The following is a 15,839-nucleotide window of genomic DNA, read 5'->3' on the forward strand; positions in this document are numbered from 1 at the left end:
AGCATCCCCCGCATGTCTTCCGATGTCCCCCCCGAGGCGGCCGCCCGGCCGCTGCGCATCGATCCGGGCCTGCGCCTGGATCAGGACGACCTGAGGATCCTGCAGATCCTCTCGCGCCAGGCGCGCGTGACCAAGTCCACCCTGGCCAGCGAGATCGGCCTGTCGATTACGCCCACCTGGGAGCGCGTGCGCAAGCTCGAGGCCGCCGGCCTGATCCGCGGCTACCGCGCGGTGATCGACTGGCAGCGCCTGTTCAAGACCAGCCAGGTGCTGGTGCAGATCGTGCTGGGCCAGCACACCGCCGCTTCGATGCGCACCTTCGCCCAGCGCATGGCCGACGCCCCGGAAGTGGCGTTCTGCTACGCCACCGGCGGCGGCATCGACTACATCGCCATGATCGAGTGCAGCGACATCGCCCAGTACCAGGCCTTCATGGAGCAACTGCTGCGCGAGGACCTGGGTATCGCCCGCTATTCCACCTACGTGGTCACCAAGGCCATCCGCGCCCCGGGCGAGCGGCCCCTGCCCGCCCTGGACGCGCCGCGGGAGGGCTGAGCGCCGGCCAGGCGCGTGCCCGGTCCATGCCAGAACGCCTCCGCGCCATCGCCTGGCGATCGCACGCAGACCGGTTGGCAATCCGCGGACGCATCGCTAGAATGGCGCTCCCCTTGGGGCCATAGCTCAGCTGGGAGAGCGCGTCGTTCGCAATGACGAGGTCGGGAGTTCGATCCTCCCTGGCTCCACCAAGTTTCCCGTTTGCGTTCATCCGCAAATGTTCAACAAAGGTCTGATTCAAAGGGATTTCCCTGAGAATCAGGCCTTTTTTGTTTGCAGCTTTGGCGCGGCCTCGCCGACTTTGCGTACCAACCCGCGCTGAGGCCCAGCAGCCCGTGTCCACGAGGTCGGAACTGGAAAGTTCACTGGGTGGCCATGGGCCGGGCGCCCCACTAGAACCTGGCCTCCGGGGTGCTGATTGCCATCACGCCTTCCTCGCCGCCACTGCGCCTGGAGGCCACCCAGGCGGACATTCCCGCACATGCGCGCTTGTCCTATAGTCGTCCCGTCTACGCATTGGGGAATGCCGTATGTACAAGTGGATGCTTGGCTGGGCGCTGCTGTTGGCCGGCGCAGCGCCGGGGATGGCTGCGGCTGGGGACGCGGTTCCGGCTGCGGAGACAGCGGACATGATCCTGCCGGTTTCCGGCGAACTGGGCATCGATCCGCAGGGTAAGGTCTTCGCGATCGATATCCGCACCATCGTTACTCCACCGCTGAAGGACCTCATCGAGAAGTCGGTGCGGCAGTGGAAGTTCGAGCCTGTGATGCACGACGGCAAGCCCGGCTATGCCAAGACGTCGATGCAGCTGGCACTGGTGGCGACCAAGGTGGACAGCGGCTACCAGTTGCACATACGCGACGTCCGCTTCTATTCGACCCGACAGCCCGCGACATCCATGGAGCCGCCACGCTATCCCGTAGACGCGGCACGCGCCGGCGTGATGGGCAACGTGCTCCTGGCCGTGCGCATTAATGCCCAGGGACAGGTCGTGGATGCGATGGCGACCCAGGTCGCGTTTCCATATCGCGACATGAAGCCAAAGCAGAGCGCGCAATGGGCCAAGGCCTTCGGCAAGGCCTCCATCGAAGCCGCCAGGAAATGGCAATTCACGCCAGCCAATGTCGAGTTCGGCGATGTCGCCGATGCCACCTTGATCCTTCCGGTGACGTTCTGGCTGGGCGAGTCCAAGTCCCCCATCAACGGGTGGCAGGAACTTCCGACCATCATCCGCACGCCGATTCCTTGGCTTGCCGAGGCTGAGCAGTCCTTCGATCCGGTGGGTCTGCGCGATGGACAGTCGCTGGCGCTGCAATCTCCGGTGCACTTGTTGACCGTCGTTAACGGACAGGCGCTGTAGAACAAGCGAGGTTTCGACCAGCTTTGAGACAAAGAAAAAGCCCGCCATCGGCGGGCTTTTTTCGTTGCGTGCGTTTCGGACTCAGAGCGCGATCGGGCGCAGCTTGCCCTGGTGCAGCTCCAGCGTGCGGTCCAGGCGGGCGGCCAGGCCGCGGTCGTGGGTCACCAGGACCAGGCTGGTGCGCTGGGCGCGGTTGAGGTCCAGCATCAGCGAGAACACGGTCTCGGCGGTCTTGTCGTCCAGGTTGCCGGTGGGCTCGTCGCCCAGCACGCAGCCGGGGTTGTTGACCAGCGCCCGGGCCACGGCCGCGCGCTGGCGCTCGCCACCGGAGAGTTCGCCCGGCTTGTGCTCCAGGCGATGGCCCAGGCCGACGTGCTCGAGCAGCGTGGTCGCGCGCTGGCGCGCCTCGCTCAGGTCGCCGCCGCCCAGCGCCACCGGCATCATCACGTTCTCCAGTGCGGTGAACTCGGGCAGCAGGTGGTGGAACTGGTAGACGAAGCCCAGCGCCCGGTTGCGCAGCTTGCCGCGCGCCGCATTGGACAGGCCCGACATCTTCTGCCCGGCGACGAAGACCTCACCCGAGGTCGGCGTATCCAGGCCGCCCAGCAGGTGCAGCAGCGTGCTCTTGCCGGCGCCTGAGGCGCCGACGATGGCCACGGTCTCGCCGGCCTGCACGTCCAGATCCAGGCCGTCGAAGACCGGCGTCTTCATCTTGCCTTCGGCATAGGTCTTGGCCAGCGCCTGCGCGCGGATCACGCTGCTGTCTTGCATCGGCTTACTCATAGCGCAGGGCCTCGGCCGGGTCGGTGCGTGCCGCGCGCCAGGCCGGATACAGCGTGGCCAGGAAACTCATGGTCAGCGCGACCAGGGCGATCACCACGATCTCGTGCGGGTTGAGCACATACGGCAGGCCGGTGATGTAGTACACGTCCGAGGGCAGCAGGACGACGTGGAAGGTGTGCTCGATCAGCTCCAGGATGCGCTCCAGGTTCATGGTCAGCACGATGCCGCTGATCACGCCGACCACGGTGCCGATCACGCCGATCAGCGAGCCCTGCACCATGAACACCTGCATCACCCCGCGCGGGGTCAGGCCCAGCGTGCGCAGGATGGCGATATCGGCCTGCTTGTCGGTCACCAGCATGACCTGCGAATTGACCAGGGTGAAGGCGCCCATGAGTATGATCAGCGACAGCAGCACGCCCATCACCGTCTTCTCCATCTTCAACGACTGGTAGAGGTTGGCGTTGTCGCTGGTCCAGTCGCTGATGCGGTATGGATAAGGACTGACTTCCTGAAGGCGCCGTGCCAGATCGCGCGCCACGTCGTAGGCCTGGTCCATGTCGTGCAGCATCAGGCGCACGCCGGTGACGCCGTCGCCCATGCGCTTGAGCCGCTGCAGGTCCTGCATGTCGACGAAGGCCATGCCCTTGTCGATGTCGTTGTAGCCGACGGTGAAGATGCCGGTGACGGTGAAGCGCTTGGTCTGCGGCAGGGCGCCGACGATCGTGCTCTGCACGTCGCTGGTCAGCACGTTGACCTTGTCACCCACGCGCACGTTCAACCATTGCGCCAGCTCGCTACCCAGCAGGATGTTGAACTTACCCGGCTGCAGCGAATCGACCGAGCCCTGGTCCATCTTCTTGGCCAGGACTGAAACGTGCGCTTCCTGGTCGGGCACGATGCCGCGCACCACCGCCGGCATGTTCTGCGTCGCGTTGCCGGCGATCAGGCCCTCGCCATCCACATACGGCGCCGCCCCCGCCACCCGCGGATCCTCCATCGCCAGCTTCACCGCCGTCTGCCAATCCCGCATGGGCTCGCCGGTCGAGGACACGGTCGCGTGCGCGGTCATCTGCAGCAGGCGGTCGCGGATCTCGCGCTGGAAGCCGCTCATCACCGACAGCGTGGTGATCAGCACCATCACGCCGAGCGCGATGCCGATGATCGAGGCCATCGAGATGAAGGAGATGAAGCCGTTGCGTCGCTTGGCGCGCAGATAGCGCAGGCCGATGGCGACCGGGATGGGTTTGAACATTGCGGCCTGCGGTGAGGTGAACCAGTCCGTCGCGGGCCTGGCGGTGCGCTATGGTGCCATCGCCGCGCCGCGCGCGGAAATGGCCAGCCCGTCGGCGGCCAGACGCAGTTCACGTCGTGCGCGCGCCTGCAGCGTATCGGGCCACCAGACCAGGTGACCGCGCCGGCCGGCGGCGTCGCGCCAGGCCAAAAACGCCAACGGTCCGCGCCACTGCACCTGGCAGCGCGTCAGCGTTACGCCATCCAGCGTGGGCGCGGCGTCGCCGCCGGGGATGACCAGCAGGCACGATGGCCGCCGCAGATAGCGCCGCAACGACACGCTCGCCTGCGCCGCGCTGCACGGCCCCAGCAGCGCGATCCCCCAGCCCGGCAGGCCGCTGGCCAGCACCGCGCAGACCGCGAGCACGCCGATGAGCGCCAGCATCGCGCCCAGCAGGCGCGAGGGGCGCCACTCAAGCCGGCAGCTGGCGGATGCGTTCCATGAGCTGGGCGAGCGCGGCATCGGGGCAGTCCTCGTAGCCCATGAACCAGCGCCAGAGCTTATCGTCCTCGCATTCGAGCAGCGCTAGGAAAACCGCCCGCTGTTCCTCGGAATCGTCCTGCCAGGCGTGGTCCAGGTAGCGCTCGAACAGCTGGTCCAGCTCGCGCATGCCGCGCCGGCTGCGCCAACGCAGGCGCTTGATCACCGGGTCGAAGGTGGGGTCGCTCGCATCGCTCATGGGCGTGTCCAGTTCGTGGAAAGCAAAACGCCCTCCATCGGAGGGCGCCGTGCGGGCAGCAGTCGAAGCGATCAGGCCGCGCGGGCCAGCATCAGCTTCTTGATCTCGGCGATCGCCTTGGCCGGGTTCAGACCCTTGGGGCAGGTGCGCGCGCAGTTCATGATGGTGTGGCAGCGGTAGAGCTTGAACGGATCTTCCAGATCGTCCAGGCGCGCACCGGTGTCCTCATCGCGCGAATCGATGATCCAGCGGTAGGCCTGCAGCAGGATCGCCGGGCCCAGGTAGCGCTCGCCGTTCCACCAGTAGCTCGGGCAGCTGGTCGAGCAGCAGGCGCACAGGATGCACTCGTACAGGCCGTCGATCTTCTTGCGGTCCTCGGGCGACTGCAGGCGCTCGCGGTCCGGCGCCGGGCTCTGCGTGCGCAGCCAGGGCTTGATCGAGGCGTACTGGGCGTAGAAGTGGGTCAGGTCCGGCACCAGGTCCTTGACCACGTCCATGTGCGGCAGCGGATAGATCGGCACCTCGCCGCGGCCGCAGTCCTCGATGGCCTTGGTGCAGGCCAGCGTGTTGGTGCCGCTGATGTTCATCGCGCACGAGCCGCAGATGCCTTCGCGGCAGGAGCGGCGGAAGGTCAGCGTCGGATCGATCTCGTTCTTGATCTTGATCAGCGCGTCCAGAACCATCGGGCCGCACTTGTCCAGATCCACCTCGTAGGTGTCGGTGCGCGGGTTCTGGTCGTCGTCCGGACTCCAGCGGTAGATCTTGAAGGTGCGCGTGTTCTTGGCGCCCTTGGCGGGGAAATGCTTGCCCTTGCCGATCTTGGAATTCTTGGGGAGTGCAAACTCAGCCATGGCTTAAAATCCGGGAATGGGGATTAGGGATTGGGGAATGGGAAGCAGGGGCGAAAAGCGCGAGCGCTTTCTTCGATTCCCGATTCCCGATTCCCGTCTCCCGGCTCTGGTCAGTAGACGCGCGGCTTGGGCGGAACCACGTCAACATCCTTGCTGAGCGTGTACATGTGCACCGGGCGGTAGTCGAAGCTGCACTTGCCCTGCTCGTCGACGCTGACCAGTGTGTGCTTCTGCCAGTTGACGTCGTCGCGCTCGGGGTAGTCCTCGTGCGCATGCGCGCCGCGGCTCTCGTGGCGCTGTTCGGCCGAGTTGATCGTGGCCACCGCGTTGAGCAGCAGGTTGTTGAGCTCGTAGGTCTCGATCAGGTCCGAGTTCCACACCAGCGAACGGTCGGAGACCTTCACGTCCTGGAAGCTGTCGAACACCTTGGCCATCTTCTCGCAGCCCTCGGCCAGCGTCTTGCTGGTGCGGAACACGGCCGCGTCGGCCTGCATCGTGCGCTGCATGTTGTCGCGGATGACCGAGGTCGGCGTGTCGCCATTGGCGTGGCGCAGCTTGTCCAGCAGGCCCAGCGCCTTGTCGCAGGCGTCCGACGGCAGGGTCTTGTGCGGCTGGTTGGGCTGAATGGTCTCGGCGCAGCGGTTGGCCACCGCGCGACCGAACACCACCAGGTCCAGCAGCGAGTTGGACCCCAGGCGGTTGGCGCCATGCACCGACACGCAGGCCGCCTCGCCGATGGCGTACAGGCCGTGCACCACCGCATCCGGATCGTCGCCGACCTTGCGCACCACTTCGCCGTGGTAGTTGGTCGGGATACCGCCCATGTTGTAGTGCACGGTCGGCAGCACCGGGATCGGCTCCTTGGACACGTCCACGCCGGCGAAGATGCGCGCGCTCTCGGCGATGCCGGGCAGCTTCTCGTGGATGACTTCCGGGCCCAGGTGGGTCAGGTCGAGCAGGATGTGGTCCTTGTGCTCGCCCACGCCGCGGCCTTCGCGGATCTCGATGGTCATCGAGCGCGCCACGACGTCGCGCGAGGCGAGATCCTTGTAGTGCGGGGCATAGCGCTCCATGAAGCGCTCGCCGCTGGAATTGCGCAGGATGCCGCCTTCGCCGCGCACGCCCTCGGTGATCAGGCAGCCCGCGCCGTAGATGCCGGTCGGATGGAACTGCACGAACTCCATGTCCTGCATCGGCAGGCCGGCGCGCATGGCCAGACCGCCGCCGTCGCCAGTGCAGGTGTGGGCCGAGGTGGCGCTGAAGTAGGCGCGGCCGTAGCCGCCGGTGGCCAGCACCACGCCATGGGCGCGGAACAGGTGCAGCGTGCCCTCGGCCATGTCCAGGGCCAGCACGCCGCGGCACACGCCCTCCTCGTCGAAGATCAGGTCGAGCGCGAAGTACTCGATCATGAAGCGCGCGTTGTGCGCCAGCGACTGCTGGTAGAGCGTGTGCAGCATGGCGTGGCCGGTGCGATCGGCCGCCGCGCAGGTGCGCTGCGCCGCCGGGCCTTCGCCGTACTTGGTGGTCATGCCGCCGAACGGACGCTGGTAGATCTTGCCGGCCTCGGTGCGCGAGAACGGCACGCCGTAGTGCTCCAGCTCGATGATCGCCGGGATCGCCTCGCGCACCATGTACTCGATCGCGTCCTGGTCGCCCAGCCAGTCCGAGCCCTTGATGGTGTCGTAGAAGTGGTAGCGCCAGTCGTCCTCGCCCATGTTGCCGAGCGCGGCGGAGATGCCGCCCTGCGCGGCCACGGTGTGCGAACGAGTCGGGAACACCTTGGTCAGGCAGACCGTGGACAGGCCCTTGGCCGCCAGGCCGAAGGTGGCGCGCAGGCCCGCGCCGCCGGCGCCGACCACGACCATGTCGTACTTGTGTTCGGTGATCTTGTATGCGGAAGACATGGTGGCGTTAGTTCCCCAAGGCGATGCGGACCACGGCGAACACGCTGGCCAGCGCACCGAGGAAGCAGACGAAGCGGACCAGCAGCTGCGACACGAAGGCGGTCAGCGGGGTGTGCACGTAATCCTCCAGGATCACCTGCAGGCCCAGCTGCGCGTGCCAGAACATCGCCACCAGGAAGGCCACCAGCAGCGTGGCGTTCCAGGGCCGGGCGATGGCGTCGGTGGCGGCCAGGTAGTCGGCGTGGATCAGGCCGACCACGAAATAGACAAACCACAGCCCGAGGAAGATCAGGGCCACGGCCGTATAGCGCTGCACCACCCAGTGATGCAGGCCGGCGTGCGCCGAGCCCAGGCCCTTGGCCTGCTTGAGCGGGTTGCGGAAGCTCATGCCACACCTCCCTTGGCCAGCACGCCGCCCCAGACCAGCAGCGCCAGGACCAGGCTACCGGCGCTGACCAGCCAGCCGTTGCGCACGAAGGCCGAGACCGCATAGCCCAGGCCGCCGTCCTGCGCCAGGTGGCGGATGCCGTTGAGCAGGTGGTAGGTGAAGGCCCAGGTCCACAGGAACAGGAAGACCAGCCCATACCAGGTGCTCGCCTGGGCGGAGATCCAGGTCCAGGCATCGGGGCCGGAGGCCAGCGCGACCAGCGCAGCGGCGATCAGCAATGCGCCGAGGGACAGGATGACGCCGGTGGCGCGATGCAGGATGGACGTGGCCATCTGGATCTGCCAGCGATACACCTGCAGGTGCGGGGAAAGCGGACGTTGACGTGTCGCCATTGGATTGGCTCTTAGTCTCGGCTGGGCGGTCGGGAAAGGCCGCGTTGGCTGGAAGGCGCCGTGGATTCGACTTTCAGAAGTCGATGCAGCGCCCGTTCTTTTCCCAGTCCCCGTAACGGGTCGGCTCGGGGCCGTCGCGGCCGCCGATCTCCTTCTGCGCCGGAGCCTGTTCGGGCTTCTGCGTTTCAGGCTCGGGGACGGGGGTGGGAGGGGTTTGGCCTATCATGTGAGTCTCGCAACGCACAAAATGTTAATCCTCACGATCTTGACTGACAACCACGCAAATCCCAGTGAACGGGCCTTTGCCCTCCCCGACCATGGCGTGATCAGCCTGGAGGGTCCGGATGCGGTGGCGTTCGCGCAGGCGCAGTTCGCCAACGATCTGCAGGCGCTGGAGGATGGTCGCTGGCAGTGGAACGCCTGGCTGACGCCCAAGGGCCGGGTGATCGCCGTTTTCGCCGTGCTGCGTCTGGCCACGGACCGACTGGTGCTGGTCGTACCCGATGTGCCGGCCATCGAACTGGCCACCGCGCTCAAGCGCTTCGTATTCCGCAAGAAGGTCGTCGTCTCCGTGTCCGACCTGCATGCCCAGGGGCTGTTCGCCGCCTGGACGAACGCGCAAGGCTCCCTGCTCGCCCAGGACGACGCCGGCATCGCGATGGATGTCGGTAGCGCCCACCAGCCGCGCACGCTGCTGCTGGGCAAGGCCGCAGGCGAAGCGGATGCGGCCGCGCTGGAGCGCTGGCGCGACCTGGATCTGGCGCACGGCCTGCCGCGCCTGGAGGCCAGCCAGCGCGAACAATGGACGCCACAGCAGCTCTCGCTGGAGCGCCTGCGCGCCTTCAGCGTCAAGAAGGGCTGCTATCCCGGCCAGGAGATCGTGGCCCGCACGCATTTCCTTGGCAAGGCCAAGCGCGGTCTGGCGCTGCTGGAGAGCGACACCCTGCTGCAGGCGGGGGCGCCGGTTGCGGACGCCGAGCGCGAAGTGGGCCAGGTAGTCTGCGCCAGCCATCGCGCCCCCGGCCCGGTGCTGGCGATCCTGCCGCTGGAGCTCCCTGCCACCGACCTGTACAGCGGCGACCAGCGTCTTACCCAGCGCGTCCTGCTCGACGGCCTGGCGCGCTGAGGCAACGCCCTCGCTCAGGCTTGGACGAGCAGCGGCGGGCTGGGCATCGGCGTGATGCCATCGACGGCCAGCATCCTGGCCAGCCAGGCACGCACCTGCGGGAAGGCCTCCAGCGACACACCGCCGTCGTCGGCGCAGTGCGTGTAGGCGAACAGCGCCAGATCGGCGATCGACATCGTCTCCGCGCCGAACCAGGCCTGCGCCTGCAGGTGACGCTCCATCACCGCCAGCGCATCGGCGGCGCGCTCGCGCAGCCGCGGCAGATCCGCGTGGCGCGGCGAGTCCGGCGGGATCCAGCCACAGATGAAGCGTGCCACGGCCACATAGGGCTCGTGGCTGTACTGCTCGAAGAACATCCACGCCAGCACCTGCGCCCGCTGCCAGGGATCGGCCGGCATCAAGGCACTGCCCTCGGCCAGCCAGCACAGGATTGCGTTGGACTCGGCCAGCACCTGCCCGTCCTCGCGCTCGAGGATCGGCACGCGCCCATTGGCGTTCTTGGCCAGGAACTGCGGCGTGCGCGTCTGCCCGGCCGCGCTGTCCACCTCGACCCAATCGCACGGCCGCTGCAGCAGCGTCAGCGCCATGCGCACCTTGTGGCAATTGCCCGAAGACGACATGCCATACACCTTGATCGTCATCACTGCCCCCATGGGCCGGCCCGGACCTATTGTGCCGGCAGGATCCACCGCCTGGTTGGGGTGGATGAGCTTTGAGCCACCGTCGAGGTGATCAATCCCGCGCTGGCTTACCCGCCTTCAGCGCGCCAGCCTCACGATGCCGACGACGACCCCGATCAACAACAGCACGATGCCTGCGGCGATGGCCATGCCCGCCAGCGCACGCCGCCGCGACGTCGCGGCGCTCGCCGCGACCGCGTTGATCGCAGAAACCATCCCCCATCCGCATCCACACAACATGAGCAGGCCAGCCGACATCAGGCCGGGGAATCGCGCGCTATCCAACTCCGCCTCGCTGTTCAGCCAGGTGACATGACCCTGCAGCGCCACCAGTGCGCCCAGACTGAAGGGCAGCGCCGAGAACGTTGCGACCACCAGCGCCTGGCAAATGCCGTCGAATGTCGCGGCCTTGCACCGGAGCCAACCGAGCGCCATGCGCAGCAGGCCAGCGCTGATCGCGGCCCGCAGCCAGCCGCCGATGACGGCGGCAAAGATCAGCACCAGCGCAACCGCCTGGATCGGAAGTTTCGTGCCAGGGACCAGCTTGTCGGCCGCCATGTCGAAGTAGGTCAGGCCGAAATAGGCGAGCCAGGCACAGGCCATGCTCCAGGGCCTTGCCGGGACCGCGAGGGCCGCATGACGCGGGGCGAACAGAACCGACATCGGCAGACTGCCGCGGCGGAACGGATAGCAGGCCAGGACCAGCAGGCCAGCGAGCAGCAGGCCGGCAAACGGCCAGCACCAGTCCCGCCAGCTCCCCCACAGCGACTGCCGGGACTCCAGTTCCAGCGGAAACACCAGCAGGTCGCGTGCCTGTGCCATGTCCCGCGCCGCGCGCTCCATGCCGCTCGCGGGAATCTGCTTGGCCAGGCGCGTCCACTCTCCCGTGATGTGCAGTGTCTTGCCCTCCACGCGCGTGCTGCGCACGAAGCGGAACCAGGGGTTTTCGACAACCTCGCGCGCATCCGGAATGTCGAATCCGTTCCCAGCCTGCACTTCCATCGTCTGCACCGCGAAGCGGGGACCGCCCAGCGCATACGGCGTGCTGCGCGCCTGATTGGGCAGCTTGGTCATCCAGTCGTTGAGCTGGAACAGCCAGAGATCGAGCACGGTCCCGTCGACGCGTTTCCACATCAGGCGATATCGCTCATGCATGTCGACCATGCCCTCGCCGGGCTCCTGCATGACGGGTTTGCCTAGTGCCGAAAGGCCTTCGTAAAAATCCTGCATGTACCTGAGATAGCGCTCACCGGTGGCTTGGTCGCCGTTGCGCCGATACCCCGACGCGACCGACTCGCCCTCTCCCTGCCGGTAGCGGGTGGACAGATCGAACGTGGCCTCGTAACCATCATCGGTCGAGCGCACCTGCACCCGTTCGGAGACCTCGACCTGCGGCTTGGCTGGCAGAGGGTACGGAATATCGATCAGTGCACCGCCGCCAGCCACCAGCGGCAAGCCGACGCGATAAGGCAGCGCCAGGCGCTCGTTCAGGGGGCCGAACTCGCGGTCGCGCGTGGCGTCGATCCACACCTCGCCGCCAGGCAGATGCGCACGCACGACCACGTGATCGAACAGGTTCGCAGATGGCAGTGCTTCGCCCAGGTTCTTCCCCGGTTGGGTGTTGACGAGGACCGGCTCGGCGCGCACACCGGCGAGCCCGAGCAGGGCGACCAGCAGGGTGGTCTTGTCCTTGCAGTCGCCAAAACGGTCGGCGAGCGTCGCCTCCGGCGCGTGCGGCGCATGCGAATTGACGCCCATGTCCAGGCCCGTGTAACGGATCTGGCCCTGCACGAACGCAACGGCGCGCTGCAGCGACGCCTCCGGCTGGGCCGGATCCAACTTGAGCTGCGAGGCCATCGCGGCGGCCACCGCCGGATCACGGAAGCTGCGTGGATACAGGGGCGCCGCCCAGGCCACGATGTCGGACCAGCTCCTGGCCGTGGACAGGCGGATGGTGCCCAAGCTGGCATAGCCTGCCGGCGTTTGCTCCGGCTCGATCACCGATGGCAGGTTGCGCGCGGTGATATCCAACGTCTCCACACCGCCAGCACCGGTCTTGGAGATCGCGAATCCCGGAACGCTCACTTGCGCGAAGACCGGCTGGATCTGCGGGTAGCGCACCCGCACGCGCCTCCAGCCGACCGGCACGTTGTAGCGCGCCCCGAAGTCGTCGTAGTAAGCGGACCCGAAGATCGGGTTCTGCCCGATCACCATGAAGCTGTAGTCGAGCCGATCACCGACCCGCAGGTCCGGCACCGTGACGTTCAGCGTGACCCGCCCATCCAGCAATCCCGAGTCGAGCTGCTGCTCCCGACGCAGACGGGCATAGCTGGCACGGTCCCGCATGTCGATGCGGCGGCCGTCGCGCAGCACCTCGATCTCGCTCAGCACCAGGCGCTGGTACTCCGGCTGGTAATCGACGCTGAAGTTTCCGCCGTCGGTCAGCCCTTGCTCGCGCAGTACGGTGAATCCGATATGCCGATACCAGACCGGCTTCGCGCCGGTCAGATCGACCTGGTCGGACACGACCTCATACCGGAGGTTGCCCGCAGCCGGTGCGGGATGACCGGTCTCCGTCGGTTCATCGGCGACCCAGGCTGGCGTTGCCGCCATGTCCGGACGATCGATCGCCCCTGCCGCCGCCGCGACCGCCAGCCATAGCGCCATGCCAAACCACACCTTGCCTATCATCCTTTCCCCATGGCCCGCGTCATGGCGGGCAGTTCCTGTTGGCGCGCCCAAGGCTGCCGAAACACCCCGACGCCGATGCGCCGTCCCCACGGCGCGCACTTCATTGTAGGACCGTCCGGGCCTGGGCGATCGACCTGCCCCATACGCAAAGGGCCGGCTCTTTCGAGCCGGCCCTGCTTGTCGCCCTTGTTGTCTGGGAACCTCAGCCGCGCGGGCTGGAATCCAGCGCGGCGGTCTGGGTGACCACGCGGCCGTCGATCACGGGCAGGCGGTCCGAGTCGGGCTTGCGGTCCAGGCGCACGGTCTTCTCGGCGCCGTCGTAGCGGTAGGTCACGTTGTAGCCGGTGACCTCGCTGGACTTGCCCATGGCGATGCGGCTGCCGGGCTTCTGGTCCATGCGCATGGTGCCGGTGGTGCCATCCGGGTTGCGATAGGTCACGTTGTAGCCGGTCACGCGCGAGGACTCGGACGTGGCGTTCTCGGTATGGCACTGGCGCTCGGTGCGCTGCACGACGCGGCCGCCGACGTGGTTGCGGTCGATGCGGTTACCGGCGAAGCCGCCGGCCACGGCGCCGGCGGCGGTCGCCAGGTCGCGACCGTGACCGCCGCCGATCTGGTGGCCGACCAGGCCGCCGACCAGCGCACCGACGACGGTGCCGCCGACATTGCCGTCGCGCTCGGGCAGACGGTCGTTAACGACCACGTCCTCACAGACCTCACGCGGGGTCGTGGTCGTGGTGGTCTCGCGCACCGGATCGGTGCCGATCACCGTGGCGTACAGCGTGCCCTTCTGCGTGATCGGCACGACATTGACGATATCGGCGTAATCGACCTGCGTGCCCGTGGGCACCGCGCTGGCCGGCAAGGCATCGCCGTTCTCCAGCGGCGTGGTCGCCGCCAGCTCGCCCTGCGGCGCGGTGGCGAAGGTCTCCGCCGAACTCCGGTGGTTCATGTAAGCCGCAGTGGCAACGCCGCCGAACAGCAGCGCCCCAGCGCCAACCAGGATCAGGGTGGTGGTGTTCTTCATGACGCCTCTCCATCACGGGCCTTGCCCGCACTGTGTTGGCCTGGATTGTTGTCGCATGAAGCTGAACAAGGCACCGAACGACACAGCCGAACCCCGCTAGCGGCTAAACGCCGTGCCAGGCGACGCCGTGTTAGCGTTTCCAGATCCAGATCGCTGCGAGGCCGTCATGCCAAGCCCTCTCGTTTCCCCGCTGCTGCGCTGGGCGCGCCGGCTGCGCCACCCCACCCTGTTCAAGCTCACCGCGCTGCTGTTCGTGGTGGACCTGGCGGTACCGGACTTCATTCCTTTCGTCGACGAGATCCTGCTGGGCCTGGGCACGCTGTTGCTGGCCAACTGGAAGGACCGCCGCGCCCAGCCGTCGCTGGACACCCGGCCGCGCTCGGCACGCTGATCGCGTGCTGACCGACAGCCACTGCCACCTCGACGCCGCAGAGTTCGACGCCGATCGCGACGCAGTCATCGCCCGTGCCCTAGCGGCCGGCGTGCGACGCCAGGTCGTCCCGGCGATCGATGCGGCTGGCTGGCCGGCGCTGCGCAGGCTGTGTAGCCAGCACGCGGGGCTGTATCCGGCTTATGGCCTGCATCCGATATTCCTGCAGGCCCACGCGCCGGAGCATCTGGATCTGCTGCGCGAATGGATCGAGCGCGAGCGCCCTGTGGCCATCGGTGAGTGCGGGCTGGATTTCTTCGTCGAGGGATTGGACCACCAGACGCAGCAGATTTACTTCGAGGGCCAGTTGGCGCTGGCGCGGGAGTTCGACCTGCCGCTGATCGTGCATGCGCGGCGCGCGGTGGAAGCGGTGATCGTGGCGGTCCGCAAGGTCGGCGGGCTGCGTGGCGTGGTGCACAGCTATGCCGGCAGCGAGGAACAGGCCCGGCAGCTGTGGGACAACGGCTTCATGATCGGCTTGGGTGGACCGGTGACATACGAGCGCGCCCAGCGCCTGCGCCGCCTGGCCGCGCGCATGCCGCTGGAGCATCTGCTGCTGGAAACCGATGCACCCGATCAGCCCGATGCCGAACACCGCAGACAGCGCAACGAGCCGGCGCGTCTGGCGCGCGTGTGCGAGGTGATCGCCGAGCTGCGCGACCAGCCGTATGAAGAGGTCGCACGGGTTACGTCCGATAACGCCACACGGCTGTTCGGACTTCGGGACTGAGCCCTGCCCAGGGGGTCCCAACTGCCGGCGCCCAAGGCTCACGGTTCCCGCGTCGCTTCACGATGTCCCGGCCGCCGATGGGAAGGCGGCCCACCCTCACACGGTGGCGGGCGTTTCTTCCTTGCGCGGCTTGAGCAGCAGTTCGATGGCCCGCCCCGCCGCGGCGAAAGCGAAGGTGCCGGTGACGTGGGTGGCCGCGCCCAGGCCGGCGCCGCAGTCCAGTTTCAAGGCCGCCTCGGCGCCCAGCACCGGCCGCAAGCCGCAGACGCTGCCATCGGCCTGCGGGTACTGGACGTTCTGCAGGGAGTAGATCGCCGACACGCCGAAGTAGCGCTGCGGATTGCGCGGAAAGTTGAACTCGGCGCGCAGCTTCTTGCGGACCAGCGCCAGCATCGCATCGTGCTCGGTGCGCGAGAGATCGCGCACGCGGACCTGGGTCGCGTCGGTTCGCCCGCCGGCCGAGCCCACGGTGATCATCGGCAGCTTGCGGCGGCGGCACCAGGCGATGGTCTCGACCTTGGTGCGGAAGCTGTCGCAGGCATCGATCACCAGGTCCAGCGGCTGGCCAAGCAGCGCCTCCAGGTTGGAGGAGGTCAGGAAGGACTCGACGACCTCCAGCTGGATCTCCGGATTGATCGCGCGGCAGCGTTCGGCCATCACCACGACCTTGTTGCGGCCGTACTGTCCGTCCAGCGCCGGCAGCTGGCGGTTGGTATTGGACAGGCAGATGTCGTCGGCATCGATCAGCACCAGCCTGCCCACGCCGCTGCGTGCCAGCGCCTCGACCACCCACGAGCCGACCCCGCCCATGCCGATCACCGCGACCGCGCGCTGGGACAGGCGTTCGACCGCGCCGACGCCGTAGAGGCGGTCCACGCCGGCGAAGCGTTCTTTCCACAGGGTGGTGACAGGGCTGACAGTTGGCGAGGCGGCGGCGTTCATGACGCT

18 protein-coding genes and 1 tRNA gene are annotated in these 15,839 nt (G+C 67.4%); 6 read left to right on the forward strand and 13 right to left on the reverse strand.

The window, feature by feature from the left end; all coding sequences use genetic code 11:
• Window positions 1–12: 12 nt before the first annotated feature.
• The 3 genes from WFQ05_RS03675 to WFQ05_RS03685 all read left to right on the forward strand — a co-directional run bounded on the left by WFQ05_RS03675 (window position 13) and on the right by WFQ05_RS03685 (window position 1,916).
• Entirely contained in the window at window positions 13–555 is a 543-nt protein-coding gene (locus WFQ05_RS03675; protein WP_337052681.1) for an Lrp/AsnC family transcriptional regulator, read from the forward strand.
• Between the two features lie 115 nt (window positions 556–670).
• Window positions 671–746, forward strand: a tRNA-Ala gene (locus WFQ05_RS03680).
• Between the two features lie 339 nt (window positions 747–1,085).
• Entirely contained in the window at window positions 1,086–1,916 is an 831-nt protein-coding gene (locus WFQ05_RS03685) for a hypothetical protein (RefSeq protein WP_286574637.1), read from the forward strand.
• Between the two features lie 81 nt (window positions 1,917–1,997).
• On the opposite strand, the gene lolD is transcribed toward WFQ05_RS03685, so the two are convergent.
• The 9 genes from lolD to WFQ05_RS03730 form a co-directional block, all read right to left on the reverse strand.
• On the reverse strand, window positions 1,998–2,699 hold the full coding sequence (gene lolD / locus WFQ05_RS03690) for a lipoprotein-releasing ABC transporter ATP-binding protein LolD (protein ID WP_130518069.1): 702 nt from the start codon (window positions 2,697–2,699) through the stop codon (window positions 1,998–2,000).
• Complete coding sequence (locus tag WFQ05_RS03695; protein ID WP_337052685.1) at window positions 2,692–3,954, reverse strand: lipoprotein-releasing ABC transporter permease subunit; 1,263 nt, start codon at window positions 3,952–3,954, stop codon at window positions 2,692–2,694. Before WFQ05_RS03695 ends, lolD begins: the two co-directional genes overlap by 8 nt.
• Window positions 3,955–4,002: 48 nt before the next feature.
• The gene (locus tag WFQ05_RS03700) at window positions 4,003–4,377 is read right to left on the reverse strand and encodes a hypothetical protein (protein ID WP_337052687.1); all 375 of its coding nucleotides are present in this window, start codon (window positions 4,375–4,377) and stop codon (window positions 4,003–4,005) included.
• A 28-nt stretch (window positions 4,378–4,405) separates the two neighbouring features.
• Entirely contained in the window at window positions 4,406–4,672 is a 267-nt protein-coding gene (locus tag WFQ05_RS03705) for a succinate dehydrogenase assembly factor 2 (RefSeq protein ID WP_130532071.1), read from the reverse strand.
• Window positions 4,673–4,743: 71 nt separating this feature from the next.
• Window positions 4,744–5,523, reverse strand: coding sequence for a succinate dehydrogenase iron-sulfur subunit (locus WFQ05_RS03710; RefSeq protein WP_130518061.1), 780 nt, complete (start codon window positions 5,521–5,523; stop codon window positions 4,744–4,746).
• Window positions 5,524–5,633: 110 nt separating this feature from the next.
• Entirely contained in the window at window positions 5,634–7,427 is a 1,794-nt protein-coding gene (gene sdhA, locus WFQ05_RS03715) for a succinate dehydrogenase flavoprotein subunit (RefSeq protein ID WP_337052688.1), read from the reverse strand.
• A gap of 7 nt (window positions 7,428–7,434) precedes the next feature.
• On the reverse strand, window positions 7,435–7,815 hold the full coding sequence (sdhD, locus tag WFQ05_RS03720; protein WP_130518057.1) for a succinate dehydrogenase, hydrophobic membrane anchor protein: 381 nt from the start codon (window positions 7,813–7,815) through the stop codon (window positions 7,435–7,437).
• Window positions 7,812–8,207 carry a succinate dehydrogenase, cytochrome b556 subunit gene (sdhC, locus tag WFQ05_RS03725; protein WP_130518055.1) on the reverse strand — a complete coding sequence of 132 codons (396 nt, stop codon included), beginning with the start codon at window positions 8,205–8,207 and terminating at the stop codon, window positions 7,812–7,814. Before sdhC ends, sdhD begins: the two co-directional genes overlap by 4 nt.
• A 73-nt stretch (window positions 8,208–8,280) precedes the next feature.
• The gene (locus WFQ05_RS03730) at window positions 8,281–8,433 is read right to left on the reverse strand and encodes a DUF1674 domain-containing protein (protein ID WP_130518053.1); all 153 of its coding nucleotides are present in this window, start codon (window positions 8,431–8,433) and stop codon (window positions 8,281–8,283) included.
• A 21-nt stretch (window positions 8,434–8,454) separates the two neighbouring features.
• Here WFQ05_RS03730 and WFQ05_RS03735 point away from each other — a divergent pair, with 21 nt between their 5' ends.
• Complete coding sequence (locus WFQ05_RS03735; RefSeq protein ID WP_337052689.1) at window positions 8,455–9,333, forward strand: folate-binding protein; 879 nt, start codon at window positions 8,455–8,457, stop codon at window positions 9,331–9,333.
• A gap of 14 nt (window positions 9,334–9,347) precedes the next feature.
• Here the strand turns inward: WFQ05_RS03735 and WFQ05_RS03740 are convergent, their stop codons facing one another.
• From WFQ05_RS03740 to WFQ05_RS03750, 3 genes are all read right to left on the reverse strand, one after another.
• Window positions 9,348–9,986, reverse strand: coding sequence for a glutathione S-transferase family protein (locus tag WFQ05_RS03740; RefSeq protein WP_337052690.1), 639 nt, complete (start codon window positions 9,984–9,986; stop codon window positions 9,348–9,350).
• 105 nt (window positions 9,987–10,091) lie between these two features.
• The gene (locus WFQ05_RS03745) at window positions 10,092–12,704 is read right to left on the reverse strand and encodes a DUF3857 domain-containing protein (protein ID WP_337052691.1); all 2,613 of its coding nucleotides are present in this window, start codon (window positions 12,702–12,704) and stop codon (window positions 10,092–10,094) included.
• Between the two features lie 202 nt (window positions 12,705–12,906).
• Window positions 12,907–13,731 carry a glycine zipper 2TM domain-containing protein gene (locus WFQ05_RS03750; protein WP_130518045.1) on the reverse strand — a complete coding sequence of 275 codons (825 nt, stop codon included), beginning with the start codon at window positions 13,729–13,731 and terminating at the stop codon, window positions 12,907–12,909.
• Window positions 13,732–13,897: 166 nt separating this feature from the next.
• Here WFQ05_RS03750 and WFQ05_RS03755 point away from each other — a divergent pair, with 166 nt between their 5' ends.
• Window positions 13,898–14,122 carry a DUF6116 family protein gene (locus WFQ05_RS03755; RefSeq protein ID WP_130522698.1) on the forward strand — a complete coding sequence of 75 codons (225 nt, stop codon included), beginning with the start codon at window positions 13,898–13,900 and terminating at the stop codon, window positions 14,120–14,122.
• A 4-nt stretch (window positions 14,123–14,126) separates the two neighbouring features.
• Window positions 14,127–14,891, forward strand: a complete 765-nt coding sequence (locus tag WFQ05_RS03760) for a TatD family hydrolase (RefSeq protein ID WP_337052694.1) — start codon at window positions 14,127–14,129, stop codon at window positions 14,889–14,891.
• A gap of 96 nt (window positions 14,892–14,987) precedes the next feature.
• Here WFQ05_RS03760 and WFQ05_RS03765 read toward each other — a convergent pair whose 3' ends face one another.
• Window positions 14,988–15,833, reverse strand: a complete 846-nt coding sequence (locus tag WFQ05_RS03765; protein WP_337052695.1) for a tRNA threonylcarbamoyladenosine dehydratase — start codon at window positions 15,831–15,833, stop codon at window positions 14,988–14,990.
• Between the last annotated feature and the right edge of the window lie 6 nt (window positions 15,834–15,839).

It is taken from the genome of Pseudoxanthomonas sp. USHLN014 (assembly GCF_037153335.1).
Lineage (GTDB): Bacteria > Pseudomonadota > Gammaproteobacteria > Xanthomonadales > Xanthomonadaceae > Pseudoxanthomonas_A > Pseudoxanthomonas_A winnipegensis.

What these genes read in the sequence shown, in the direction of transcription:
- WFQ05_RS03700 (WP_337052687.1), bottom strand. Translation starts at nt 4,377, where the DNA reads ATGCTGGCGCTCATCGGCGTGCTCGCGGTCTGCGCGGTGCTGGCCAGC.
- WFQ05_RS03695 (WP_337052685.1), bottom strand. Translation starts at nt 3,954, where the DNA reads ATGTTCAAACCCATCCCGGTCGCCATCGGCCTGCGCTATCTGCGCGCC.
- WFQ05_RS03730 (WP_130518053.1), bottom strand. Translation starts at nt 8,433, where the DNA reads ATGATAGGCCAAACCCCTCCCACCCCCGTCCCCGAGCCTGAAACGCAG.
- WFQ05_RS03675 (WP_337052681.1), top strand. Translation starts at nt 13, where the DNA reads ATGTCTTCCGATGTCCCCCCCGAGGCGGCCGCCCGGCCGCTGCGCATC.
- WFQ05_RS03750 (WP_130518045.1), bottom strand. Translation starts at nt 13,731, where the DNA reads ATGAAGAACACCACCACCCTGATCCTGGTTGGCGCTGGGGCGCTGCTG.
- WFQ05_RS03745 (WP_337052691.1), bottom strand. Translation starts at nt 12,704, where the DNA reads ATGATAGGCAAGGTGTGGTTTGGCATGGCGCTATGGCTGGCGGTCGCG.
- WFQ05_RS03765 (WP_337052695.1), bottom strand. Translation starts at nt 15,833, where the DNA reads ATGAACGCCGCCGCCTCGCCAACTGTCAGCCCTGTCACCACCCTGTGG.
- lolD (WP_130518069.1), bottom strand. Translation starts at nt 2,699, where the DNA reads ATGAGTAAGCCGATGCAAGACAGCAGCGTGATCCGCGCGCAGGCGCTG.
- sdhA (WP_337052688.1), bottom strand. Translation starts at nt 7,427, where the DNA reads ATGTCTTCCGCATACAAGATCACCGAACACAAGTACGACATGGTCGTG.
- WFQ05_RS03685 (WP_286574637.1), top strand. Translation starts at nt 1,086, where the DNA reads ATGTACAAGTGGATGCTTGGCTGGGCGCTGCTGTTGGCCGGCGCAGCG.
- WFQ05_RS03710 (WP_130518061.1), bottom strand. Translation starts at nt 5,523, where the DNA reads ATGGCTGAGTTTGCACTCCCCAAGAATTCCAAGATCGGCAAGGGCAAG.
- WFQ05_RS03740 (WP_337052690.1), bottom strand. Translation starts at nt 9,986, where the DNA reads ATGGGGGCAGTGATGACGATCAAGGTGTATGGCATGTCGTCTTCGGGC.
- sdhD (WP_130518057.1), bottom strand. Translation starts at nt 7,815, where the DNA reads ATGAGCTTCCGCAACCCGCTCAAGCAGGCCAAGGGCCTGGGCTCGGCG.
- WFQ05_RS03735 (WP_337052689.1), top strand. Translation starts at nt 8,455, where the DNA reads ATGTTAATCCTCACGATCTTGACTGACAACCACGCAAATCCCAGTGAA.
- sdhC (WP_130518055.1), bottom strand. Translation starts at nt 8,207, where the DNA reads ATGGCGACACGTCAACGTCCGCTTTCCCCGCACCTGCAGGTGTATCGC.
- WFQ05_RS03705 (WP_130532071.1), bottom strand. Translation starts at nt 4,672, where the DNA reads ATGAGCGATGCGAGCGACCCCACCTTCGACCCGGTGATCAAGCGCCTG.
- WFQ05_RS03755 (WP_130522698.1), top strand. Translation starts at nt 13,898, where the DNA reads ATGCCAAGCCCTCTCGTTTCCCCGCTGCTGCGCTGGGCGCGCCGGCTG.